At 45.1% G+C, this 23,508-nt stretch carries 22 protein-coding genes; 19 read left to right on the top strand and 3 right to left on the bottom strand.

Translation table 11 applies throughout. From position 1 onward, the window contains the following. Window positions 1–78 precede the first annotated feature (78 nt). Complete coding sequence (gltX, locus tag JMY02_RS06365; RefSeq protein WP_201596484.1) at window positions 79–1,629, bottom strand: glutamate--tRNA ligase; 1,551 nt, start codon at window positions 1,627–1,629, stop codon at window positions 79–81. 436 nt (window positions 1,630–2,065) lie between these two features. Here gltX and rsmH point away from each other — a divergent pair, with 436 nt between their 5' ends. The 9 genes from rsmH (at window position 2,066) to JMY02_RS06320 (ending at window position 13,566) form a co-directional block, all read left to right on the top strand. Beyond that, complete coding sequence (gene rsmH, locus JMY02_RS06360; RefSeq protein ID WP_406947727.1) at window positions 2,066–3,115, top strand: 16S rRNA (cytosine(1402)-N(4))-methyltransferase RsmH; 1,050 nt, start codon at window positions 2,066–2,068, stop codon at window positions 3,113–3,115. Between the two features lie 236 nt (window positions 3,116–3,351). Continuing rightward, window positions 3,352–3,879: a cell division protein FtsL gene (gene ftsL / locus JMY02_RS06355; protein ID WP_201596388.1), complete on the top strand. Its 528-nt coding sequence runs from the start codon at window positions 3,352–3,354 to the stop codon at window positions 3,877–3,879. After that, on the top strand, window positions 3,876–5,987 hold the full coding sequence (locus JMY02_RS06350; RefSeq protein ID WP_201596386.1) for a peptidoglycan D,D-transpeptidase FtsI family protein: 2,112 nt from the start codon (window positions 3,876–3,878) through the stop codon (window positions 5,985–5,987). Before ftsL ends, JMY02_RS06350 begins: the two co-directional genes overlap by 4 nt. Before the next feature lie 65 nt (window positions 5,988–6,052). Beyond that, the gene (locus JMY02_RS06345; protein ID WP_201596384.1) at window positions 6,053–7,822 is read left to right on the top strand and encodes a UDP-N-acetylmuramoyl-L-alanyl-D-glutamate--2,6-diaminopimelate ligase; all 1,770 of its coding nucleotides are present in this window, start codon (window positions 6,053–6,055) and stop codon (window positions 7,820–7,822) included. 82 nt (window positions 7,823–7,904) lie between these two features. Then, on the top strand, window positions 7,905–9,359 hold the full coding sequence (locus tag JMY02_RS06340) for a UDP-N-acetylmuramoyl-tripeptide--D-alanyl-D-alanine ligase (RefSeq protein ID WP_201596382.1): 1,455 nt from the start codon (window positions 7,905–7,907) through the stop codon (window positions 9,357–9,359). 3 nt (window positions 9,360–9,362) lie between these two features. Then, window positions 9,363–10,481: a phospho-N-acetylmuramoyl-pentapeptide-transferase gene (mraY, locus tag JMY02_RS06335; protein ID WP_021812879.1), complete on the top strand. Its 1,119-nt coding sequence runs from the start codon at window positions 9,363–9,365 to the stop codon at window positions 10,479–10,481. A gap of 141 nt (window positions 10,482–10,622) precedes the next feature. Then, window positions 10,623–11,591: a putative RNA methyltransferase gene (locus tag JMY02_RS06330; RefSeq protein WP_201596380.1), complete on the top strand. Its 969-nt coding sequence runs from the start codon at window positions 10,623–10,625 to the stop codon at window positions 11,589–11,591. A gap of 254 nt (window positions 11,592–11,845) precedes the next feature. Next, on the top strand, window positions 11,846–12,424 hold the full coding sequence (locus tag JMY02_RS06325) for a PepSY domain-containing protein (RefSeq protein WP_201596378.1): 579 nt from the start codon (window positions 11,846–11,848) through the stop codon (window positions 12,422–12,424). A gap of 80 nt (window positions 12,425–12,504) precedes the next feature. Beyond that, a complete protein-coding gene (locus tag JMY02_RS06320) occupies window positions 12,505–13,566 on the top strand; it encodes an ArsO family NAD(P)H-dependent flavin-containing monooxygenase (protein WP_201596376.1) in 1,062 nt (353 codons plus the stop codon). Here the strand turns inward: JMY02_RS06320 and JMY02_RS06315 are convergent. Together JMY02_RS06315 and JMY02_RS06310 are read right to left on the bottom strand one after the other, a co-directional pair. Then, a complete protein-coding gene (locus JMY02_RS06315; RefSeq protein WP_201596374.1) occupies window positions 13,563–13,766 on the bottom strand; it encodes a hypothetical protein in 204 nt (67 codons plus the stop codon). The genes JMY02_RS06320 and JMY02_RS06315 overlap by 4 nt on opposite strands. A gap of 353 nt (window positions 13,767–14,119) precedes the next feature. Continuing rightward, complete coding sequence (locus JMY02_RS06310; protein WP_201596372.1) at window positions 14,120–14,794, bottom strand: GntR family transcriptional regulator; 675 nt, start codon at window positions 14,792–14,794, stop codon at window positions 14,120–14,122. 324 nt (window positions 14,795–15,118) lie between these two features. Between JMY02_RS06310 and madL the strand changes: the two genes are divergently transcribed. The 10 genes from madL to JMY02_RS06260 all read left to right on the top strand — a co-directional run bounded on the left by madL (window position 15,119) and on the right by JMY02_RS06260 (window position 23,295). Next, entirely contained in the window at window positions 15,119–15,523 is a 405-nt protein-coding gene (madL, locus tag JMY02_RS06305) for a malonate transporter subunit MadL (protein ID WP_201596370.1), read from the top strand. Between the two features lie 72 nt (window positions 15,524–15,595). Then, window positions 15,596–16,354: a malonate transporter subunit MadM gene (madM, locus tag JMY02_RS06300; RefSeq protein WP_201596368.1), complete on the top strand. Its 759-nt coding sequence runs from the start codon at window positions 15,596–15,598 to the stop codon at window positions 16,352–16,354. A gap of 21 nt (window positions 16,355–16,375) precedes the next feature. Next, a complete protein-coding gene (gene mdcA, locus JMY02_RS06295) occupies window positions 16,376–18,031 on the top strand; it encodes a malonate decarboxylase subunit alpha (protein WP_201596366.1) in 1,656 nt (551 codons plus the stop codon). Window positions 18,032–18,053: 22 nt separating this feature from the next. Continuing rightward, a complete protein-coding gene (gene mdcC, locus JMY02_RS06290; RefSeq protein WP_201596364.1) occupies window positions 18,054–18,380 on the top strand; it encodes a malonate decarboxylase acyl carrier protein in 327 nt (108 codons plus the stop codon). Then, window positions 18,373–19,260: a biotin-independent malonate decarboxylase subunit beta gene (locus JMY02_RS06285; protein WP_201596362.1), complete on the top strand. Its 888-nt coding sequence runs from the start codon at window positions 18,373–18,375 to the stop codon at window positions 19,258–19,260. The genes mdcC and JMY02_RS06285 overlap by 8 nt, the downstream gene beginning before the upstream one ends. Window positions 19,261–19,264: 4 nt before the next feature. Then, on the top strand, window positions 19,265–19,981 hold the full coding sequence (gene mdcE / locus JMY02_RS06280) for a biotin-independent malonate decarboxylase subunit gamma (RefSeq protein WP_201596360.1): 717 nt from the start codon (window positions 19,265–19,267) through the stop codon (window positions 19,979–19,981). Between the two features lie 42 nt (window positions 19,982–20,023). Next, the gene (mdcG, locus tag JMY02_RS06275; RefSeq protein WP_201596358.1) at window positions 20,024–20,749 is read left to right on the top strand and encodes a malonate decarboxylase holo-[acyl-carrier-protein] synthase; all 726 of its coding nucleotides are present in this window, start codon (window positions 20,024–20,026) and stop codon (window positions 20,747–20,749) included. Further along, window positions 20,676–21,563: a triphosphoribosyl-dephospho-CoA synthase MdcB gene (gene mdcB / locus JMY02_RS06270; RefSeq protein ID WP_201596356.1), complete on the top strand. Its 888-nt coding sequence runs from the start codon at window positions 20,676–20,678 to the stop codon at window positions 21,561–21,563. The genes mdcG and mdcB overlap by 74 nt, the downstream gene beginning before the upstream one ends. After that, complete coding sequence (gene mdcH / locus JMY02_RS06265; RefSeq protein ID WP_201596354.1) at window positions 21,541–22,443, top strand: malonate decarboxylase subunit epsilon; 903 nt, start codon at window positions 21,541–21,543, stop codon at window positions 22,441–22,443. Before mdcB ends, mdcH begins: the two co-directional genes overlap by 23 nt. A 48-nt stretch (window positions 22,444–22,491) precedes the next feature. Further along, window positions 22,492–23,295: a sulfite exporter TauE/SafE family protein gene (locus JMY02_RS06260; protein WP_201596352.1), complete on the top strand. Its 804-nt coding sequence runs from the start codon at window positions 22,492–22,494 to the stop codon at window positions 23,293–23,295. Window positions 23,296–23,508: the final 213 nt, after the last annotated feature.

Genomic DNA, 23,508 nt, shown 5'->3' with positions numbered 1-23,508 from the left:
ATTCATATTCTAAAAAAAGCGAGAATTCTGTTATCACAAAATCCACGCCTTTTTGGTACTGTTATTAATCTGTTTCGATTAGTTTATTTCTAAAAAGTCTGGCAATTCTGCCGCTTGCTTCTCTAACTTTTTCAGTTTCTTTTTACCGAGGCCACCCAGTACATCAACGGCATGACGCAAGCGTGTCAGTGTCATATCAGCACCGATAATCGCCATAGAGTTCATGACTGGTGTCGATGAGGTGCTACCAGCGATGGCGATAAAGAACGGTGCCATAAAGTCGCGCATTTTGATATCAAGATGCGCCGCAAGACCCTTCAACGTGGCATAGATATTTTCTTCTGACCATGTTGGTAAGGTCTCTAACTGCCATAATGACAGTTGTAGCAATTCTATGATTTGTTCAGGCGTCAGTGACTTGTGCGTGAAGCTCTCGGCATTGATATCAGGTAGGTTTTGGAAATAAAATTTGCCCCAGTTGACGGCATCAGACAGTAATTCAATACGGGGTTGAATGGCCGCTGCGATGGCAGTCAACTTATCACTGTCATTCGCCCACGCAAGGATTTTATTTTTTAGCTTTTCAGGCGTGAGCGCACGTAGCCACTCGCTATTTACCCAATTGAGTTTTTCGATGTCAAAGATAGGGCCGCCGAGCGACACACGTTGAATATCAAAGCTTGCAATCATCTCATCTAAGGTGAACTTTTCAGCGTCATTCGGCATTGAGTAGCCCATACGACCAAGATAGTTGAGCAGAGCTTCAGGCAACACGCCAGCATCACGGTAATAGGTGATAGACGTTGGGTTTTTGCGCTTAGACAGTTTTGATTTGTCCGGATTGCGCAATAGTGGCATGTGGCACAGAACTGGCATCTCCCAACCGAAGTACTCATACAGTAGCTGATGCTTGGGTGCTGAGTTGAGCCACTCTTCGCCGCGCATGACATGACTGATGTCCATCAAATGATCATCGACGACATTGGCCAAATGGTAAGTCGGCAGGCCGTCGGTTTTGAGCAACACTTGCATATCGACTTGGGTCCAAGGTATCTCAACCGTACCACGTAGCATGTCGTGTACCTGACAGACGCCTTCGGTTGGTACGCGCATACGGATGACGTGCGGTTTACCCTCGCTTACCAATTGTGCAGCTGTCTCAGGGTCTAAATGGGCACAGCGCCCGTCGTAGCGCGGCGTCTCGCCATTGGCCATTTGCTCAGCGCGCATGGCGTCCAGCTCTTCACTGGTACAAAAACATCGAAATGCATGATCGTTATCGATCAGTTGCTCAGCGTGTTTTTTATAAATATCACTACGCTCGCTTTGACGATAAGGGGCGTGCGGGCCGCCAATATCTGGACCTTCGCTCCAATCCAAGCCCACCCAACGCAGCGCATCTAAAATCATTTGTTCAGATTGCTCAGTCGAGCGCGTTTGGTCGGTGTCTTCGATACGCAAAATAAATTCGCCGCCATGGGCTTTAGCAAAGGCTAAATTAAATAGAGCAATATAAGCTGTGCCTACGTGAGGAAAGCCAGTGGGCGATGGGGCAATGCGAGTGCGGACAGGGCGATTGCCGCCAGTAGCTGTCGTAGGATTCGTCGAGGATAGGGTCGATGTTTGCATCATAGGAATCTCAAAAAGTGGATATCAGTGAAAAATGGCAGTGATAAGTGTCAATTAAAGAGCATGACTAAAAAATAGGAATGAAACAATAGACGCCAAAATTGAAAATTAGCGTAAAATATAGCGCTAGTATAACAGAGAGATGGGATATTTTTAATGAAAAGCCCTTCTAGAGCTTGACTACCAGTGTATCCTTGCGATAATAATGCTATGCAAGTCATAACTTGTTTATTTTCATCTGATTTTTTACTATTACTGGCCAAAATGGTCGTCATCTACTGAGTTATTTGTGTCATTATCAAAATCGAAGTCAAAACCTACGCCCAATTCTAAAGTCAACGCTTTTTCAGCCACTGATAATGCTGAATCAGTGACGAGTCCGTTTTCTGTAGAAAGTAATACTGTCCAAAATCTGGTTGAAAAGGGTATGCAAAATATGGCTCAAGCATCTATTAAAGACCCTGCCACAGTTGATGAGTTGAGTTTTGTCCATGATGCTGTGCTTCTGCCAGAGACCGTCGCCGCAGTATTGGGCGTCAAATCCTTACCAAGCCCAAAAGAACCAAGTCAAACAGACGCGGCAATAGGTCAAAAAGGCTTACAAATGAGCGGCATCTATGTCGATGCGACCTTTGGGCGCGGTGGTCATAGCCGATTACTATTAAGTCAGCTTGCTGATGATGCCAAGCTTATTGTCTTTGATAAAGACCCGACGGCTATTAGTGTTGCTAGAGAGCTGGCAAGGACAGACAGCCGTGTGCATGTGGTTCATGACAGTTTTGCGACGTTGACGACCAGTCTGGCCGCGCTCGGTATCACCCAAGTAGATGGGCTAATGGCAGATTTGGGTATCTCATCACCGCAGATTGATGATGGCAGTCGCGGGTTTAGCTTTATGCGTGATGGTGCGGTAGATATGCGTATGGATACCAGCCGCGGTCAGTCGGTTGCCGAGTGGCTTGAGCAGGTCGATGATGAAACGTTGGCCAATGTGCTTTATGAGTTTGGTGAAGAGCGTCACAGTCGCCGCATTGCACGCGCCATCAAGCAAATGGACAGCTATGAATCAACGCTCGAGCTGGCCGAAGTGATTAAGGTTGCTCATCCTAATTGGCAGCGTGGCAAGCACCCAGCGACGCAAAGTTTTCAGGCTATGCGTATTTTTATTAACAATGAGCTTGGCGATGTCGATGACTTTTTAGCACAAAGTATTCCCATTTTAAAGACGGGTGGACAGCTGGCGGTGATTAGCTTTCACTCATTAGAAGATCGCCGTATCAAGCAGTTTTTGCAGCGTCATAGTAAAGGTCAATATCCAGAAGACGAGAATTTGCCGATGCCGCCGAATCGCCCGCGTTACTTTGGTAAGCCTAAACGTGTGGGCCCAAGTAAAGCGGAAACAAGCCACAACCCACGTTCGCGTAGCGCGTGGTTACGATTGGCGACACGTACCGATAGTGATTATTTACCTGACAACGAACAATAAAACGTCCCTGACCTGCTAGAAATTATATTTGGTTGGCTTTCTAGCGATTAGAGGCGAGTAAATGTTTTAATGATTACGCTACTGTTAAAAAGCTGTAAACATTATCTGCTAGGCTCAGCAGTTGCCTTTTTGTTTGGTTTTACCTTTATTGATGGTGCTGATGGCTCATGAGGTTTTTGTAACTCACAAACCGTTATCGTTTTTTATATTTTTAAGTTTACTTTTTTGAGATCGTCATGGCAATATCTGACAAACCTGCAAACCATCGTGCCGCCCCATCCTATAATGCCGATATTGGCGAACTATTTGTGCGCCGATTTAATGTGGTCAGTATTTATGTCGTTGTATTATTGCTATTGGCAGCAGTGATTATATGGAGTGGTATCAAAACGGCCGAAGGCGTCCAGCAATATCATCAGGATTATAAAACCTTGCAAGACATGAAAAAACAAGAGCGTAAGCTACAAGTTGAGCATCAGCGGTTGCTTATTGAGCAGCAGACATTTAGTGCAACGCCGCAAATTGCCAGTCGTGCCGTTGCTGAGCTGGGTATGTTTTCACCCAGTCTAAAAGACAAACTAATCATCCAGCCCGGCGCTGCCGTAGCATTGGTGCCTGCCGATTCGACTGACTCGGATGTCGCCACCAATGATTCAGACATTATCGAACCAGCTGTTGTGAGTGATATACCTATCGATATGGTGGTTGAGGAATCTGCTGAGGTTTCTGACACGGATTCCGGCCTAGCGGAGGCAGGACAATGAGTGATAAAAAGTCTAATGCCAATAGCGGGAAAACAACCCCAAAGAACACTAGCAAAAAACCAGCCAGTGGCGCTAGCGGCAAGGTCACCAAGCCTTTACGCCGTGCCAGTGCAGCCAAATCTGGGCAAACGAGCAGCAATGCTGATCAGAAATCTGCTGATAGCCGCAAAGCCAAGCTATTTGGTCGCCTAAAAAACAATGAAACACAAGGCGCTCATACTAAAAATCTAAAAAGTAAAAGAGGGTTTTTGGGTAAAGCGTCTGGCGCTTCTTCTCGCGGCGGCTTTGAACAAGACAAAAATCGCTTTCGCATGATTTGGGGCATTGCGCTGATCATATTGGGCTTGCTAATAGGCCGTGCTTACTATTTACAAGTCGCCAATGCCCAATTCTATCAGGACAAAGGCGCTGAGCTTATCACTAGCGTGCGTACGCAAGCATCTTATCGCGGCATGATTACAGACCGCAACAATTTGCCCTTAGCGGTCAGTGCGCCACTGGCGACCGTCTCTTTTAGTCCGCATGATTATGCTCGCGAATATTATGAGCTTAAGCGTATTGTCATCACCAATCCTGATAGCCCGCAACTGGTTGCACGTATGCAAAAGCGCTTGGACAATATGGATTTGACCACGCTTGCTGCTGCTGCCAATATCTCGGTCAACGAGTTAAAGAAAGTCACCGCCATTGATGCCAGTGTCGATGTGACCGATGAAGAAGCGGTTAAAGCGGCGCTGCCATCGGGTGCGGGCTCGCACTACTTGCCATTGCTTAATAAAGTGACACCAGAGATTGCGCAAAGTGTCAGCTCGCTTGATTTTCCGGGCGTCTATGAGAAAAACTTCTTTCAGCGTTATTATCCGCAGCCACATCCCAACTCCCAACTATTAGGGTTTATGGGACAAAGTGCCAATGATTCTGAAGGCGGTTATGAGGGGCGTGCTGGGATTGAACGTCAGTATGAAACCGAGCTGGCAGGTGACGACGGTAAAGTGCTGGTACTCAAAGACGCCAAACAAAACAGCCTAAAAGAAATTAAACAGATCGAGCCAGAAGTACCGGGTAAAGATGTGGCGTTGACGATTGACTCGCGTTTGCAATATTTGCTTTATAAAGAGCTCGAAAAAGCGGGGCGTTTGCAAAAAGCGCGTTGGTCTACGGGTATGATCGTCGATGTACAAACGGGTGAGGTGCTTGCCTTATCGACATGGCCATCATTTAACTCCAATAACCTCAATGAGATGACGGGTGAAAACCAGCGTAACCGTGCGCTACTTGATATCTTTGAACCCGGTTCGGTGATGAAGCCTTTTACGGTTGCTGCAGCTTTAGATTCAGGCAAATATACCGCCACCTCTTTAATCGATACTAATCCCGGCTCTATTCGTGTTCGCGGTTATACCATTCGCGATCATAACAATTTGGGCATGATCAACATGGCAACGCTGTTACAGAAATCCAGTAACGTTGCTTCCACCAAGATTGCGTTATCGCTACCCGCTGATGCGATTACCAAGATGCAAAAGCAGTTTGGCTTTGGCGAAAAAACCCCGTTACAGTTCCCAGGTGAAGGTAGCGGACTGGTCGTCACACCGCTAGAAAAAGAAACCGCAAGACGCGCGACGGTCAGTTATGGTTATGGTCTGCAAGTAACGCTTGCCCAAGTAGCGCAGGCTTATTCTGCACTGGCGGCAGGTGGGGTGATGCATCCGTTGACACTTATCAAGGATAATAAACCACCAGCCAGCAAACGTATCATGGCGCATGAGCAAGCGATGTCGATCGTGCAAATGATGGAAAGTGTCACTGAAGACGGTGGTACTGCCAAAGGTGCGGCTATCGATGGTTACCGCGTTGCTGGTAAAACAGGAACGTCGCGCCGTATCAATCCGGACGGTGGTTATTATACCGATCAATATCGTAACGTCTTTGCTGGTATGGTGCCAGCCTCCAATCCAAGGCTGGTCGGTGTGATGTTAATCGAAGATCCGCGTGGGCAAATTTATGCGGGTTTAACGGTAGCACCTGTGTTTCATAACGTCATGAGCGAGGCACTGCGTTTGTATAATGTGCCCTTAGATAAGCCGTTAAAAACCGAAGCCCCGTAGGTATTGCTATAAGATTTTGAGTATTCAGCCACTTACTATTTGATTTAACCGTTTAGGATTTGCCAATGACCATGTCTACCTCATCGCCCAGCTGTGCTACTGTTACCTTAAAAGAGTTGGTTGAAGCCAGCGACCATAATAGACACAGTTTGCAGCAAGCATTAACCGCGATGATGACGGCATCGATGCAAGACTTACCAACTCAAATTTCAATAAATCAAGTGGCCAGCGTTGCCAACATCCCATTTCATCAATTTCAGTTAGACAGCCGCGCGCTAGCAGCGAGCAACGTGTTTGTCTTATTAAAAAGCCACACACCGAACTGTCAAAAAAGTCGTGATTACCTATACCAAGCCGCCAACAACGCCGCTTTTATCCTATCAGAAATCGATCCTGTCGCGCTACTGACGACAGCCAATATGCCTACCGATGCCCCTCTTGCTTTGACAACTGACACCTTGCAAACGTCTGTCCAACAGCAAATGATCGCGTTGCCTTGCCCAATATTATATGTGCCTGATATTCGGGATTTTTTGGGAGATTTGATCCAAGCGCGTTTGCAATATCAGCAACCAACGACGCTGCCAACGGTTGTGGCAGTGACGGGTACCAATGGCAAAACCACCATCAGTCAATTGGTCGCGCAATTAACCCAGTTAACCGGAATGAGCAGTGCGGTAATGGGTACGGCGGGTAACGGGAGATTGGGTTCGTTGGTTCAAGCCAGTCACACCACGGGAGACGCGCTCGCCGTCCAGCAGTTCTTATATCAAATGGGTCAAGAAGGCGCTGAGCTGTTAGCATTAGAAGCAAGCTCACACGGTCTGGATCAGCAGCGCTTGCAGGGCATGCCAGTGTCGGTGGCGATTTATACCAATTTGAGCCGTGATCATTTAGATTATCATGCCGATATGACAGAATACGCGGCGGCCAAAGCCAAACTGTTTGACAGAGTGCACTTTCCGGATTTGACCCATGCCATTATCAATATCGATGATGAGTATGCACAGGTGATGCTGGATACGGCGCATGCCAGCGATTTGATCGTGTGGACATACAGTTTAGACGCCACTAAAATGGCTACCTTTGTCGCCACTGATATCAAACCAAGCTTACAAGGAGTTGAGATCACGCTCCGCAGTAACTTTAGTGATACTAATGTGAGTGATACTGATATTAGTGATACTGATATTAGTGATGAAAGAGGTAGTAGCATAAGCATCGTCAGCCCATTGTTAGGGCGCTTTAACGTGGCGAATTTACTTGCGGCGATTGCAGCGACCGTGGCGCTGGGTTCTGATATCGACAACGATATTGAGCGTATGGCTGCGGCGGTGCCAAAGCTTCAAGGTGCTATTGGACGTATGCAGCGTGTGCCATCCGCTGAGGGCTGTTTTATCGTGGATTATGCGCACACGCCTGACGCTTTGAGTCAGGTGCTCGCTAGCCTCAAAACCCATTGTAAAGGTCAGCTATGGGCTGTATTTGGTTGTGGCGGCGACCGTGATGCCGGCAAACGTCCATTGATGGCACAAGCAGGGCTGGCGGGTGCAGACCAAGTCATACTCACAGCGGACAATCCGCGTACCGAAGACCCCAATGCGATTTTGCAAGATATGCGAGCGGGAATGAGTACTGAGCAATATCAGCGCACCCATATCGAACCTGCACGCCAAACCGCCATTGAGTATGCGGTCAGTCAAGCGTCTGCCGATGATATCGTCGTGATCGCGGGTAAAGGGCACGAAACCTACCAAGAAATTAACCATGTGCGTTATGATTTTGATGACAGTATCGTCTTGCAAAATGCTCTCAAACAAGCAGGACGAGCATAAATGATAGCCGTTGCAATCCGTTTTGACTTTTCACAAACATTTAAATATAAGAAACAAGTAGTCATCATATAAGGTAACCACTATGACAGCCGACAACGATAATACCATTCAGTCACAAGGGCTGTATGTTTGGCAAGTAGACAATTTGCTCGCGGCGACCCAATCATTTGCTGGGCATTGGCAACTACCAGAAGAGCAGGCGAGTGCAGAGGAGCAAGGGCTCACAAAAAATGCGGTGACCAGTAACCGTATCGCGACTGACACACGCACCATAAAAACAGGTGATATCTTTTTGGCATTAAGTGGTGACAATTTTGATGGTCATGATTATATTAATCTGGCGGCATCAAAAGGAGCGCTTGCGGCTATCGTCTCTCGTCCTATCTCCACCAGTATTCCGCAGTTAGTGGTTAGTGATACCCGTTTGGCGCTTGGACAGTTGGCCGCTTATCGTCGCCAGCAGCACAAAGACGTGACCGTGATTGCGATTACTGGATCGAGTGGTAAGACCACTTGTAAAGAGATGCTTGGTAGTATCTTTGGTCGACTGGCACCGACATTGATTACCCGTGGCAATTTAAACAATGATTTGGGCGTGCCAATGATGCTTCTTGAGCTTTCGGATCATCATCGTTATGCCATTTTAGAGTTGGGAGCCAACCATATTGGCGAGATTGCTTATACCACTGAGATTGTAAAGCCTGATGTGGCCTGTATCTTAAACATTGGTACGGCTCATTTGGGGGAGTTTGGGAGCCGTGAAGGCATTTGCCAAACCAAAGCGGAGATTTATCACACCCTAACGGACGCGCAATTTGCCATTGTGCCTGATAAAGATGATTTTACCAATCAGCTACGCCGTATCGCTGAACAATATACCCCGCATGTTATTGGCTTCGGTAATACGGATGTGAGTGCCAGCCATTTAGATGTAGAGCCTGAGCGTAGTGAGTTTAAGCTGCACATTGGCAACCAATTACATGATATCAAGTTGCCGCTAGCAGGAGAGCATAATGTCAATAATGCGTTGGCCGCGGCTGCTTGTGCGTATGCGTTAAAAATTGATGCCAGTGACATTGTGATTGGGCTAGAAAATGCGCGTCCAGCCAAAGGTCGTTTGAACAGTCAGATTCTTGGGATGCATCGTTTAATCGACGACACTTATAATGCCAATCCCCATTCGGTAAGGGCGGCGGCAAAAGTATTGGCCGCGCAAACAGGAATTCAGGTCATGGTGTTGGGCGATATTGCGGAGCTTGGCGAGGCGGCAGTGAGTGAGCATCAAAGTCTGGGTCGTACGATTGCGACCATAGGTATTGATATGCTGCTTTGCGTGGGGGAATATGCGCCTTATACTGTTGCTGGTGCGCAAGAGATTTCTGACATCAGTGCCCATGCGTTCGCTGATAAAGACAGTCTATTACAGTATTTACAACCGTATTTGCAAGCGCAGCAGTCTCAGCCTTGTACAGTATTGTTTAAAGGCTCGCGTTCCATGCAGATGGAAACACTTATTCATGCGCTAGTAGAGGAGTAAGCGGTGTTAGTTTGGTTGTTTGGCTGGCTTGGTCAGTATTATACACCGTTTTCGGCGGTCTCCTCACTCACGCTACGAGCGTTACTCGCGGTCGTGACAGCCCTTGCATTTAGCATGTTTTTTGGTGGGCGTGTCATTAAACATTTGCGGGCGCTTAAGTATGGTCAGGCCATTCGCAATGATGGCCCGCAATCACACTTGATCAAAACTGGCACACCAACCATGGGTGGGGTGTTGATTTTGAGCGCAATTGGTGTGTCGACATTACTTTGGGCGCGTTTAAATAATCCGTATGTGTGGATTTTGCTCATTGTGATGGTTATCTTTGGCGCCGTTGGTTGGGCGGATGATTGGCTCAAGATTAAATATAAAAACCCCAAAGGCTTAATCGCCCGCAAAAAGTATTTTTGGCTCTCGATGGGTGCATTATTTGTTGGCGTTTCACTATATTATATCGCCACGCTTCAGCCAGATGTTAACACCACTCGTGAGATGCAAGATTTGTTATTGCCTATCTTCAAAGATTGGATAATCCCATTTTCGGCAGTGCCTTTTGGCATCGGTTTTATTATCTTTACGTATTTTGTGATAAATGGCGCGTCTAATGCGGTCAATTTAACCGACGGCTTGGACGGTTTGGCAATTTTGCCAGTGGTCTTGGTAGCAGCAGGATTGGGCGCCATGGCGTATGTGTCGGGTGACGTACGTTTTGCCGATTATTTACATGTGCCTTATATTGCTTATAACTCTGAGGTCATCATTGTCTGCGGTGCTATGATTGGGGCGGGGCTGGGCTTTTTATGGTTCAACGCGCATCCAGCACAAGTATTTATGGGTGATGTAGGGGCGCTGGCACTTGGTGCAATGCTGGGTACGATTGCCGTCATGACACGGCAAGAGATTGCTTTTGCGATTATGGGCGGGTTATTTGTTGCCGAAGCGCTATCGGTCATGTTACAGGTTGGCTCGTATAAGCTGCGCAAAAAACGCGTCTTTCGTATGGCACCACTGCATCATCACTTTGAAGAAATCGGCTGGAAAGAGACACAAGTGGTGACGCGATTTTGGATTATCGCTATTATACTGGTGATTCTTGGATTAATGACGTTAAAGCTGCGTTAACATGCTTCAATATTAAATGGATTTATACCATATATTCAAAGGCCGTCTCAGACAGTTGAGGCGGCTTTTTTTATGCGCGCTTTTATCACTTAGACCTCGTGAATTTTGTTAAAATACCAGTTATATTGCTATGATTTTGAGATGCTTGTGTCCTTATTTATTTGTCCCCTTTGTCAATCGCTTCTACAACCCGCATCAGATACGTGGCGCTGTGATGGCAGTTTAAATCCGAGGCAAACGGTTCATGCATTTGATGTGGCAAGGCAAGGCTACGTCAATTTGTTGCCAGTACAACAAAAAAAGTCTAAAGCGCCAGGCGACAGCCAAGCATCTATCGAGGCACGAAAACGGTTTTTGAATGCGGGACATTATGAGCCGTTACAGGTTTTAATTGGTCAGCAAATGCAGCAATTACTGGCAAAAGATAAGCCAGTCGCTGAGCAAAATAAAAAGCCAGTTACGTGGTTAGATATTGGCTGCGGTGAAGGGTATTACACGCAGCCAATGGCACAAATGGGATCTGAGGTGTTAGATATACTAATAGCGGCGGATATCAGCAAGCCTGCGGTGGTTGAATTGGCAAAAGTGAGCAAAGTGGCAGGTCAGCTTTGGTATCAGCAACAGGCAGTCGCGATAGCTACCAATAGAGAGACAAATAAGACTACCGCTATTTATCCATTGGTAACGAGCGCTGCACATCTGCCGTTACGCCCTCGTAGTGTCACGGGTATTAGTAGTATTTTTAGTCCTATCTTGCCAAAGGCCTTTGCGGAGGTATTAATCGACGAGGGTTATCTCATCATTGCCAAACCAGATGGCGGGCATTTGGCGTCTATGCGCGACGCTTTATTTGATAGCGTGCGCGAACATGATTCTGATAAGTTTCTGCAAGAGTTGTCACCTTATTTTAAACTTTTGGATACTCATCATGTCAGTGCTGAGCTGAGTCTATCGGCGGAAGCATTGGCAGATTTAATGACCATGACGCCTTATGCTTATCGCGCTCGCAATGAAAAAAGACAAGCGCTACTGGCAGCAGTTGAACAAAAAAGCTTTCACACGCAAGCAAAATTTGTGGTGTATGTGCTGCAAAAGTATTCTGCTAAATAACGCATTTCGTAGATGTTGGCTTGTCATTTGTCTAGTGCGTGATGAATATACGTTTCAGTAGCATTATTGAGTTACCTAAGTGGTGCATTGGTTACGCTTTGCCAGCATAAATCACTTAGACATCATAATTGACGGTATGTCATCATCACATAGTGAATTCAGTATACCGATACAGCGGAACTGGAATAAATTTTAAAAAGATGATTTAAATAAATAGACGGTCTTCAAAAATTGGATGATTTAAGGATATGATTATGAAAAAACAATCAATGTTGGGCAAACCTCTTTTAATCGCATTGAGCATTGCTAGCGTTAGCATGGCATCTGTCGCAGTCAGTCAAGCGGCTACTGCTAAAGCGCCTATCAACGAAGTCAAAGCGGCAGCGCAAAGTAAAATCGATCTTAAACAAGCAATGATGCTTGCTAATAAAGCAGTGGCAGGCGATATCATTAGCGCAGAGTACGATCAAGAAGATGGCACTGTAAATGGTTCTTATGATATCAAAATCATTGCCAATAATAGAGAGCAAGAAGTAAAAGTAAATGCGAACACGGGCAAGGTCATAACAGGTGACACTGATCGCCTCGATAAAGAAGATTTGGCAGAGTACAACGCTATGAAACGCGCAAAAGTAACACTGAATCAAGCCATTGACAAGGCCAATCAAAGTCTTAAAGGCACGCCGCTCGACGTCTCATTTGATATGGATTTTGGTAAGCCAGTCTACAAGGTAGAGATTGGTAAAGGCAATCAGGTTCATGACATAGTGATTGATAGCATGACTGGTAACATCACCCGCAGCCAAGTCAGCACTGCCGATATTGATGATTAATAATGGTGAGTTTTTTGCCCTAAGCGGTCTTTAATGACGGCTTAGGGCTTTTTTTCTGGTAGCAGAGACTGAGGATCGTTATGTCAATTAAGGTATTCGACACAATCATTATTGGCGGTGGTCAAGCAGGTTTGGCAGTTGGCTATTATCTGAGACGTGCGAAGCTTGACTTCATCATTCTCGACAATCAGAACCAAAGTGGCGGTGCGTGGCAACATACTTGGCCCTCACTACGATTATTTTCTCCTGCTTTTATCAGTTCCCTGCCGGGTCGCCTAATGCCAAAGGCAAAAGATGGCGAGTATCCCCATCGAGAGGAAGTTCTTGGTTATCTCAGCAATTACGAGCAACATTATCAGTTGCCGATATACCGACCTTATCAAGTGCAAAGTATCCAGCGTGATGATGAACATGATTGCTTACGGGTGACGGATGGCAGTTACACGTGGTTGGCAAAAACCGTCGTGAGTGCAACGGGAACGTGGAGCAAGCTCATAACTCCTTCACTTCAAGGTCAGCAAGAGTATCTGGGTGAGCAATGCCACTCTGCACATTATGCAGGTCCTGACGATTATAAAGGCAAGCGAATCTTGGTGGTCGGTGGTGGTAACTCAGGCGCACAAATCTATGTTGAGCTGGCTGAAGTGGCTGACACTAGCTGGGTAACACGTGAGCCACCATTGTTTTTAGCTGATGATGTCGATGGCCATGTACTATTTGAAAGAGCAACAGCCCGTATTACTGGCGGCAGTGACGATGATTCTTTAGGGAATGTCGGTGATATCGTCATGGTGCCACCAGTCAAAGCAGCACGTGACAAAGGCATCTTACATTCAGTACCCATGTTCCGTCAGTTCACTGAACAAGGCGTGATTTGGGACGATGGTCGTGAAGAACAAGTAGATGCCATTATTTGGTGTACTGGGTTTCGACCGCAGCTAGACCATTTGGCAGATTTAGAGGTTATCGAAGCGGATGGAACAGTACAGGTCAAACAAGGACAGGCAATCAAAGAGCCACGGTTATGGTTGTTCGGCTATGGCGACTGGGCAAGTCCGGGGTCAGCCACGCTGATTGGGGCAGGCAGAAGTGCTAGAGAAAATGTCCCAGCCTTGCTAGATTTTCTGCAAAAAGAGGCTTAAGCATCGGGATGGATCGACATTTTTAGTTGACGAATGACGGCACTTAGCAACATCTCATCAATATCTGTTAAGGCATTCAAGCCATTGTCGTAAGTCTTCAAGATCATCGCTTGTTGATCTTGGGACAAATGCACGGTGATGTCTTTACTTTCTACTAAGTGTCTATAATCGGCCAATGTTTTTTTATGGTCATCGTTCATATTCAGCTCCTATTGCCAGTCTCGTCTTATAATGTCGTGTATCTATCGTCGATTCTAAATAAAACAGAACCATTATATTGCAACGCTGAATGAGTATAAGTTTTGCTTGCTTGCTGTGCCTTCGCAGTTTCGATGCTACGAAAAATTCATACCCGTTCAGCTGACTCGCTTTTATATTGAACTTATTATACTTTATTCAGTATCGATTATATGTTGCACAGTTTTGGTTAAACTTTGATGACACAGCTTTGTATTTTTTGATTGTCTTTAAGGTGAGCCTACTCTATTTTATACACTTTTGAAAATAATGTATAAAACTTACCTCACTCTCTTACGTTGAGAGTGGGGTAAGCTCAATCTTGCGCATTATCAGGATTCATTGTAGCCACCAAGTCAGTAAATCTCTCTCCTTGAACGGACACATGTGCTTTAATCAAACGCTCAGCCAAGTCTTCGTCAGAATTTATGACGGCATCCACGATTTGTTGATGTTCCTCAAACGAATGCTGCATGCGATTGTTGACTCGTAACTGTAAGCGTCTATAAGGATGTAGCCGATTGTGCAAATTGCTGGCTTGCTCTATCAAAAAACTGTTGCGACTCAGTTGATACAAGAAAAAATGAAATTTCCTATTGGCTTCATAATAGCTTTCGGTGTTTCCTTCCATCAAGTAGTCTTTACATTGATTGTGCAAAGACAGTAGCTCCGCTTTTTCTTCCTCATTGATTCTTCTGGCAGCCAATCGGCCACACATGCCTTCGAGATAGGCCATCACCTCAAACATCTCAAACAGCGTGACGATATTCAAAGTGGGAATGATTGCTCCTCTACGCGGTCGAATCTCCACCAATCCTTCAGAAGCTAACAGCTTCAAAGCCTCACGAATAGGGGTTCTTGACACCCCATATTTTTCACAAAGTTTTGCCTCATCAAGTTTGGTGCCAGGTGGCAGACGACCATAAATAATATCATCTTCGATTTTTTTACTGACTTGTACTGACAAGGGTAAGTCGTCAATTAAACTCATAAATTCTCCATTTGTATACAATAACTCATTTAATAAATACAATATGGTTGCACTTCTAAACCAACTGTATTAGATTATATCAAACAAGTGCGTGGTAAGTGATAGATGCTTTTAAAGGTTTTGAGCGCTGTTAAGACCTATATCCTTTACACAGAGGAAGCTACTGAGGAAATTGAAGAAACCTCAACAAACATTATCAAACTACTATTATGTGTGCTTGTGTCTATATCTGGTGATTATTAATTTAGATTCTCATTTTATACAGCCCGTATATCAAGGTAGATATTATCAAAGCGGCTGTAATCATATCCAAGGAAGGTTTATATGATCATATATGGTACTGCTTTATTAGCAGTTAGTTATTTGCTAGGGGTTTTTCTTGGTGGATTGCTAGGACAAATATTAGGGGTTGACGCTAATATTGGTGGTGTTGCTATCGCAATGATTCTACTCATTGCTGGCAAAGAGATGCTCGCCAAACGCGGTCTTTTGCCAAAATCTACTCAGTTTGGTGTTCTATATTGGGCAGGTATGTACATCCCTATCGTTGTTGCTATGGCAGCCGGACAGAACGTAGTCGCTGCACTATCTGGCGGAATGGTAGCAGCTGTTGTTTCTGTTATTGCGCTTACTGCAACTGTCTTTGTCGTACGCTTACTTAATAATATTGGTAATGATTACGATACCTTTACTTGGGGTGATACTGAAGAGCATCGCGACCAATTGTGAGTGTGTCATCAATATTATCAACACTGCAAAAAAACTGAAACTACCGATTCAATCGCGCAACGGAGTAATTAAATGGACTTAATTATAGAAACCCTCACTAAAAATGCCTTTGTAACCGCTTTAGCAGTAACAGGCCTTGTGATGCTCTTCTCTCAAATACTATCCAAGTATCTAACCAACAACAAACTACAGTCATCTGCAATTGCGATCACCCTTGGTCTCATTGCTGCCTATTTTGCTGGTTTATATACTGGTGGTGAAAAAGGCATTTCCGATATAGAGCTGTTTTCTGGATTTGCTTTGTTAGGTGGGGCGATGCTGCGGGATCTTGCCATTGCATCTACTGCTTTTGAAGTAGACGTTAAAGAAATAAAACGTGCTGGAAAAATCGGTATTATTGCCTTGATATTAGGTTGCGTCATACCGTTTGTGGTAGGAGCCGGTGTTGCATGGACATTAGGCTATAGAGATGCTGTCTCTATGACCACCATTGGAGCAGGGGCAATGACTTACATTGTGGGACCTATTACAGGGACAGCAATTGGCGCAAGCTCTGATGTGATTGCTTTATCCATTGCCATTGGTTTGATTAAAGCCGTCTTTTTTATGATCGCAACCCCTTTACTTGCCAGATTTATGTATCTTAAAAGCCCACGTTCAGCCATGATTTTTGGTGGCTTAGTCGGTACTACCAGTGGTGTAGCCGCTGGCTTGGCAGGTACTGATGTCAGACTGGTTCCATATGGAGCATTGGTAGCCACTTTCTATACGGGCCTAGGTGCTTTATTAGGCCCCTCTATATTTTTCTTAACACTAAACGCAATATTTTAATAAGTAGATAAAGGAAGTCTTATGAAAGCGAATATTGACAAAAAAGTATGGGATACACAAAAAACTAGACGGCTTACCAAACTTGATGCTGCAAAAGACAAAGGCCTAGAAAAACGTGTACCGAGTGATAGAACCATTGAGTTACTAGAAACGGTGCTGACGCCTGAAGACAAGGTTTGTATAGAAGGCAACAATCAAAAACAAGCTGACTTTTTGTCTGAATGTTTGTCTCAGTGCAATAATGACGTGCTAAAAAATTTGCACATATTGCAGTCGGTATTGGCACTGCCTAGCCATATCGATATATTCGAAAAAGGCATTGCTAGCAAAGTCGACTTTTCTTTTTCTGGCCCACAAGCACTCAGATTGGCAAAACTGGTTCAGCACCAAAAAATCCAAATCGGCTCAATTCATACGTATCTTGAGTTATATGGTCGATACTTTATCGACTTGATACCGAACGTGTGTCTAATTACCGCGCATTCTGCCGATGCAGAAGGTAACCTATATACAGGGCCAAATACAGAAGATACGCCTGCCATTGTAGAGGCGACAGCATTCAAAAGCGGCATCGTCATTGCGCAAGTAAATGAGTTAGTAGATAGCGTGCCACGAGTTGATATTCCTGCAGATTGGGTGGATTTCTTTATTGTGGCCCCTCGACCTAACTATATCGAGCCTTTATTTACCCGTGACCCAGCTCAGATTACTGAAGTGCAAATACTGATGGCAATGATGGTCATCAAAGGCATCTATGCGCCTTATCAAATCAAACGTCTCAACCATGGTATTGGCTTTAACACTGCTGCCATCGAATTGCTGCTGCCCACTTACGGCGCAGAATTAAATCTCAAAGGTAAAATTTGTACCAGCTGGGCGCTCAACCCTCATCCTACGATGATTCCAGCGATAGAAAGTGGCTTTGTCGATAGCATTCATAGCTTTGGTTCAGAGGTTGGCATGGATGAGTATATTCAAAACCGACCGGATGTGTTTTTTACTGGTAAAGATGGCAGCATGAGATCCAACCGTGCATTTAGTCAAACGGCAGGGTTGTATGCGTGTGATTTATTCATTGGCTCGACGTTGCAGATTGATTTACAAGGAAACAGCTCGACCGCCACCGTAGATCGCATTGCAGGTTTTGGTGGTGCGCCAAATATGGGCTCAGATCCCCATGGGCGTAGACATTCTAGCTATGCCTATCTTAAAGCAGGACAAGAAGCGACCGATGGACGAGTGGTAAAAGGTCGTAAGCTGGTGGTTCAGATGGTAGAGACTTACCGCGAGCACATGGATTCCGTCTTTGTGGAAGAGCTTGATGCGTGGCAGTTGCAAGAAAAAATGGGCAGTGACTTTCCGCCTATCATGATCTATGGCGATGATGTGACGCACATTGTGACCGAAGAAGGGATTGCAAATTTATTATTGTGTCGCACACCAGAAGAGAGAGAGCAAGCCATTCGCGGCGTAGCAGGCTATACCCCTGTTGGGATGCAGCGAGATCACGAAAAAGTCAAAGAGCTGAGACAGCGCGGAATTATCCAAAGACCTGAGGATATTGGTGTCGATGCTTCAAAAGCGACGAGAGATCTGCTGGCCGCAAAATCGGTGAAAGATTTGGTGAAATGGTCCAATGGCACTTATGCGCCGCCCAGTCGTTTTAGAAACTGGTAACAATAATATTAGGGATATAACTATGAATGTACTTAATTTCGATTTTACGTCACAACCCATTGCCGACATCAAAAAAGAAGTGATTTGCGGTGTGGTTGGCTCAGGCAATCTAGAAGTATTGGTATCGCCTTTGGCTGATAGCGACAATGGCAACAGGAGCAAATTCATCATTGATACGTCAGTCACAGGTTTTGATCATATTTGGGAGGCGGTGTTGCAGGACTTTTCCAGTCGTTATGCCGTAGGTGGATTGGAGTTTAAAGTCAACGATATGGGGGCGACGCCTGCGGTAGTGAGTCTACGCTTAAGCCAAGCGATTAACATCTTGGAGGAAGAGTCACATGGATAATTCACGTATTCAACAAAGCTTTTATGAAAAAACAGCACGCAATCGTATAGCCAGCATCGTTGACAAAGACAGTTTTCAAGAATTTCTCAAACCCGGCAGTATCCCTGTGAGCCCAAATCTTGCCTCCTTAGATATTGTAGGCAGTTTTGATGATGGTGTGATTATTGGACAGGCAAACATCCAAAAAGATCCCGTGTACATCATCGCTCAAGAAGGCAAGTTCATGGGCGGCGCCGTTGGTGAAATACATGGCGCAAAAATTGTTGGCCTATTGCTAAAAGCCATTGAAGAAAAGCCAAAGGCAGTTGTGTTTTTTGTCGATTCAGGAGGCGTGCGTCTGCATGAAGCAAATGCTGGCTTGATAACCATTTCTGAGATTATGCGCGCGATGCTAAAGGTTCGTCATGCAGGTATTCCTATTATCACCGTCATTGGTGGGACGAACGGTGCTTTTGGTGGCATGGGTATCTGCGCGTGTCTGAGCACTCATGTGATCATGACAGAAGAAGGTCGCTTGGCGCTTTCAGGCCCTGAAGTGATTGAAACCATCAAAGGTGTGGAAGAATTTGACTCCAAAGACAGAGCGCTAGTGTGGCGGGTCACGGGCGGTAAAACGCGTTATTTGCTTGGTCATGTCGAGTTTTTGGTCGAAGACGATGTCAATGACATTACTCAAGGAATTGTTGAGGCGCTGCAGCAACCTGCAATTCAGGTAGACTTGGAGTATTTAAAACAACAGCAGGCCTCATTGCAAAGCCAATACGATCAGTGGTTTGGGGAAAAAGATAGCCTACCTATTTGGCAGTCAATGAACATAAAAAATCCTGAATCCATTGCCATGCTTAGCGCTCAACAGATCAGAGCGATCAAAAAAGGATAATATCATGCAAACCAAAACAATCTTAGAAAAGCTATTTCCAAACCAGCTTGACTATCGTATTGAGAACTCGATGATACGCGGTAGCGCAGAGACCAACATGGGCAAAGTGGAAATCATCGGTACGGTGGATTCTGCTGCGATGAACCAATGGATTGCGATGACGCTTGCAAATGAGATATTGGCAGTCATCGAAAAAGATGACAAAACGCCCATCGTCTTTATCGTAGATACGATGGGGCAAGACTCGTCGAGAGCGGATGAGCTATTGTGTCTAAACAGAACGTTTGCGCATCTGGCATCTTGTGTCGATTTGCTCAGACGGCGCGGTCATCCAAATTTGGCCATCGTTTTGGGTGAAGCGGTCAGTGGTGGATTTTTGTCTTATGGCCTTATGGCGAATCAGGTATTTGCCATGCAATCAAGCCAAGTTAAGGTCATGGATCTAAACGCCATGTCGAGAGTCACCAAGATACCGCTCGATAAGCTAAAATCTTTATCCCAAACGTCAGCGATTTTTGCGCCTGGGGTTGAGAATTATTATGCAATGGGCGCTGTTGATGATATCTGGCAGACGTTGGATGAACATCTGGTAGAAAACGCGCTTGAATCGCAACTTACGCACATGGAGGATTTTTTTACAGACAGTCGCCGTCAAGTGGCAAAAGACAGAAAAGGGCGGCTGTTGTGTGATGAGATTGTTCAGTCGGTTTTAACGGCTTAATGTTAACGGCTTAATATTCATGATTTTATAGAGGACAGGTATATGCATCGTCATGATTTGGTTTATTTACAAGCACATGAATCATACGAGTTTATGAATGCCTCTCTGCCTTTATCTGTGAGGGCGGCTGTTGAGCAAATGATTACGGCTCAGCAGCCGCTCACGGTTTGTAGACAAGATAGCGATACGGTAACCAAAGTGGCGGCGAGTTATATAGAAGACGGTCGTAAATACCGATTGGCTCTAACGCTACCCAAACCCCCAGCCGTCATCACGTCGCCTTTAAGGCTTGAGGCTTTAGTTCCTCAATTGCCCAAAGCTCTGCAAACACGGGCTCAACAATTTATCGCTCGCTGTGCTGATTTAGAAAGCGACGTGTATGTTTATGGCTCTTTTGCCAATCAATATTTTACTGGCTTACCTTTTATAACACCCACATCAGATTTGGATATTTTGATCGTTGCTCACCGCGATAATATCTCACCAATATTATTGGAAGTAGCGGCCTTTGGTCGATTTTCTGAAGCGGCGCTGGGCTTAAAAATTGATGGAGAGATAAGGTTGCAAGGACGTGACGATATATCTTTTAATGAGCTAAGCCACGCCATGATATTTGATATCCCAACGGTTTTGGTAAAAACCCTTGTTGATATCAGACTCCAAACAATAGACGTATTACTGGGATGGAATACCGATGAATATGAACATTTTATTAGATCAAATCGACAAACCTTTAGTACCGCAACAGGCTCTTTGGCAACAGATTGATGATCTGGCGCTTGAAGCGTTATATGATGAATTGAGTCTTGAAAACAAACCAGGACTGGTCTGCCCCTCAAGTAATGGCAGTCACACAGATATGAATCACCAGACTTTTATACATAGCATCACCTCCTTGAAAGGATATTTTTCTACGCTAAGTCAACTTGGATATGAGGATAGACCATTCGATGAATTAAAAAATATGGGCATTTATCAAGAAAAAAAAATGAGAGCGGCGACAGATAATATCAATACCCACAAAGGTGCGATATTTAATTTGGGGTTTGTCTGTGCCGCTATCGGTAGATGTATCCAAGCGAGCATCCCATTAACCGCTAAGAATGTTTGTGAGCAATTGGTTGCTAGATGGCAATTTGATCTGACCAATCGCCTGCAACGAGCGCCAAACAGCCATGGTCAGCAAATGTTTCAAAAGTATGGCATAACGGGTGCGATTGAAATGGTCTCCAATGGCTTTGAAGTCATACAGAATGAGGCTTTACCCTGTTTTTATCATACGATGGATAGCACCAAAGATTTTGAAAAAGCCAGCATGCAAACCTTAATGACGTTGATATCTGTGTTGTCGGATACCAATATCGTATGGAGAGGCGGCATAAAAGACCTAGAAAATGCGCAAACACTGGCAAAAAACTTCTTGCAAGCAGGCGGGGTGCATCAAGCCAATTGGCGACAAAAAGTCAGCAATATCAGTCGATATTTTATTCATCATAACCTCAGTCCCGGTGGCAGCGCCGATTTATTGGCTGTGACGATCTTCTTTTATAAGGTAGAAAATGAATTTAATTATCCTATTTAGTGGGCAAGGGCTACAAAGCCAAAAGCACGTCCATGAAATACTGAATGACACATCGGCTCATGAGCACTCTTTACTAGCTACTATGGTGCCCGAGCTATTCGATGCTGATAGCGGTCAGATTTTCGATAATAGCGTGGCGCAACCGTTTATTTATACCTTGCAATATCATCGATGGCAGCATTTGCGGCAGCTGATTGCCACCCCCATGGCTTTTGCTGGTTACTCGTTGGGTGAGGTGAGTGCGTTTTGTTGTAGTAGCCAGCTTTCCTTTGAGGATGGATTGGATTTGGTGCATAAAAGAGCTGCTTTTATGGAGCAGGCAGTCACAGAGGCCAGTGGCCTACTGGCAATTAAGGGTGTGGCTGATAGGAATCTTGCGCAGCTACTTGAAACAAGCAAAACCCATTTGTCTATTAAAATCAGTAGAGATCAATTCATTATTGGCGGCAATAAAGACAATCTAGAGCAGGCAACGCAAATTGCCCAGACATTGGGCGCGCACAGCGTACAGCATTTAAACGTCTCCGTACCATCGCATACGATGATGATGCAAGGTGCGGCAGCCGCATTTGGTCAATGTACCCGCGCACTCACTTTGCCTGCGATGACCATTCCTATTATTAGCGCCACTGAAGGGATACGGTATAGGGAGACAGCGCAAGGGTTAGATATTCTGTCGCGCCAAATCGATCATGCATTGGACTGGTATTTTTGTATGGAAAATATTGAAGAGTATCAGCCAACCATGGTGTTAGAGATAGGCCCAGGCAATGCGCTGTCCAGAATGATAAATAATTTGCTACCCCATGTGCCTTGTAGAAGTTGGGATGACTTTCGTGATTTAGATGGATTAAAAAATTGGATAGAAAAAAACAGCTGAGATGCTGGTTGAAATTTTATGTCCTCATAACCAAAAGGTAGGCCCTACATGTTGTATGTGTGGTTTGTTATTGCAGGTGCGTTTGCGGGTCTGAGTGCTGGCTTGTTTGGGGTGGGCGGCGGTATGATTATCGTACCAGTATTGGTATGGATTTTTACGGCGTATCATTTTCCGCCTGAAGTCATTACCCACTTGGCAATTGGTACGTCGCTTGCCACTATTATTGTGACGTCTATCAGCTCTTTGATGGCACATGACAAACGCGGCGGTGTACGCTGGGAAGTTTGGCGCAGTATGGCATTAGGACTCGTCATTGGCGGTTTAGTTGGCGCTGGCATTGCTGATATGATTGACGGTCGGGTATTGCAGATTATTATTGGTATTGGAGCATTATTGATGGCGCTCAAAATGCTGTTTTTATCTAACAAAGAGCAATTGGATAAGCCGTTACCTGCGGCAGGCGTACAGTTTGGCGCGGGTACTGGGATTGGTATGGCCTCGTCTATTTTTGGTATTGGTGGTGGCAGCTTGACTGTGCCATTTTTAAATTGGGCCGGATTACCGATGAAGCAATCCGTTGGAACGTCAGCCGCTTGTGGTTTGCCGATTGCCGTGGCTGGCGCGTTAGGTTTTGCTTGGTTCGGTCAAGATGTGGTCAATCTTCCTGAAGGCACGATAGGCTTTGTACATATCACTGGATTTTTATGTGTTTCGGTTGCTAGCTTTGCGATGGCAAAAGTCGGTGCCAAACTGGCACATATCCTGCCAGCATTAATGCTTAAACGTGCATTTGGTGTGTTGCTGTTATTTGCTGGTGGGCAATTATTACTGAGTGGGATTGGGGTGTTGTAGTGTGTTGCGGTCTCATAAAAGTGATTAAAGCGCGCTAGCAATAGTGGTAACCTTTCTTCAAGTTTCATAAATCTACTTAACGTTGGAATCGTTTATCATTTTCGTTGTCGATAGAGTTACTCTTTATCACGATGCTTTTTATCATGTAGTTGTTTTACTTGATATTCAATAAAGCATCTTCAATTACCACTCATAACTGATATGAGTTCAGAC

This window comes from Psychrobacter vallis (assembly GCF_904846715.1).
In the GTDB taxonomy this organism is placed as follows: Bacteria; Pseudomonadota; Gammaproteobacteria; order Pseudomonadales; family Moraxellaceae; genus Psychrobacter; species Psychrobacter vallis.
This window is presented reverse-complemented; position numbering and strand designations above follow the sequence as displayed.

What these genes read in the sequence shown, in the direction of transcription:
- JMY02_RS06260 (WP_201596352.1), top strand. Translation starts at nt 22,492, where the DNA reads ATGTTGTATGTGTGGTTTGTTATTGCAGGTGCGTTTGCGGGTCTGAGT.
- mdcC (WP_201596364.1), top strand. Translation starts at nt 18,054, where the DNA reads ATGAATGTACTTAATTTCGATTTTACGTCACAACCCATTGCCGACATC.
- madM (WP_201596368.1), top strand. Translation starts at nt 15,596, where the DNA reads ATGGACTTAATTATAGAAACCCTCACTAAAAATGCCTTTGTAACCGCT.
- JMY02_RS06320 (WP_201596376.1), top strand. Translation starts at nt 12,505, where the DNA reads ATGTCAATTAAGGTATTCGACACAATCATTATTGGCGGTGGTCAAGCA.
- mdcB (WP_201596356.1), top strand. Translation starts at nt 20,676, where the DNA reads ATGAATATGAACATTTTATTAGATCAAATCGACAAACCTTTAGTACCG.
- madL (WP_201596370.1), top strand. Translation starts at nt 15,119, where the DNA reads ATGATCATATATGGTACTGCTTTATTAGCAGTTAGTTATTTGCTAGGG.
- rsmH (WP_406947727.1), top strand. Translation starts at nt 2,066, where the DNA reads ATGGCTCAAGCATCTATTAAAGACCCTGCCACAGTTGATGAGTTGAGT.
- JMY02_RS06340 (WP_201596382.1), top strand. Translation starts at nt 7,905, where the DNA reads ATGACAGCCGACAACGATAATACCATTCAGTCACAAGGGCTGTATGTT.
- mdcG (WP_201596358.1), top strand. Translation starts at nt 20,024, where the DNA reads ATGCATCGTCATGATTTGGTTTATTTACAAGCACATGAATCATACGAG.
- mdcH (WP_201596354.1), top strand. Translation starts at nt 21,541, where the DNA reads ATGAATTTAATTATCCTATTTAGTGGGCAAGGGCTACAAAGCCAAAAG.
- mdcE (WP_201596360.1), top strand. Translation starts at nt 19,265, where the DNA reads ATGCAAACCAAAACAATCTTAGAAAAGCTATTTCCAAACCAGCTTGAC.
- JMY02_RS06285 (WP_201596362.1), top strand. Translation starts at nt 18,373, where the DNA reads ATGGATAATTCACGTATTCAACAAAGCTTTTATGAAAAAACAGCACGC.
- mdcA (WP_201596366.1), top strand. Translation starts at nt 16,376, where the DNA reads ATGAAAGCGAATATTGACAAAAAAGTATGGGATACACAAAAAACTAGA.
- JMY02_RS06350 (WP_201596386.1), top strand. Translation starts at nt 3,876, where the DNA reads ATGAGTGATAAAAAGTCTAATGCCAATAGCGGGAAAACAACCCCAAAG.
- JMY02_RS06310 (WP_201596372.1), bottom strand. Translation starts at nt 14,794, where the DNA reads ATGAGTTTAATTGACGACTTACCCTTGTCAGTACAAGTCAGTAAAAAA.
- ftsL (WP_201596388.1), top strand. Translation starts at nt 3,352, where the DNA reads ATGGCAATATCTGACAAACCTGCAAACCATCGTGCCGCCCCATCCTAT.
- JMY02_RS06330 (WP_201596380.1), top strand. Translation starts at nt 10,623, where the DNA reads ATGCTTGTGTCCTTATTTATTTGTCCCCTTTGTCAATCGCTTCTACAA.
- gltX (WP_201596484.1), bottom strand. Translation starts at nt 1,629, where the DNA reads ATGCAAACATCGACCCTATCCTCGACGAATCCTACGACAGCTACTGGC.
- JMY02_RS06345 (WP_201596384.1), top strand. Translation starts at nt 6,053, where the DNA reads ATGACCATGTCTACCTCATCGCCCAGCTGTGCTACTGTTACCTTAAAA.
- JMY02_RS06315 (WP_201596374.1), bottom strand. Translation starts at nt 13,766, where the DNA reads ATGAACGATGACCATAAAAAAACATTGGCCGATTATAGACACTTAGTA.
- JMY02_RS06325 (WP_201596378.1), top strand. Translation starts at nt 11,846, where the DNA reads ATGAAAAAACAATCAATGTTGGGCAAACCTCTTTTAATCGCATTGAGC.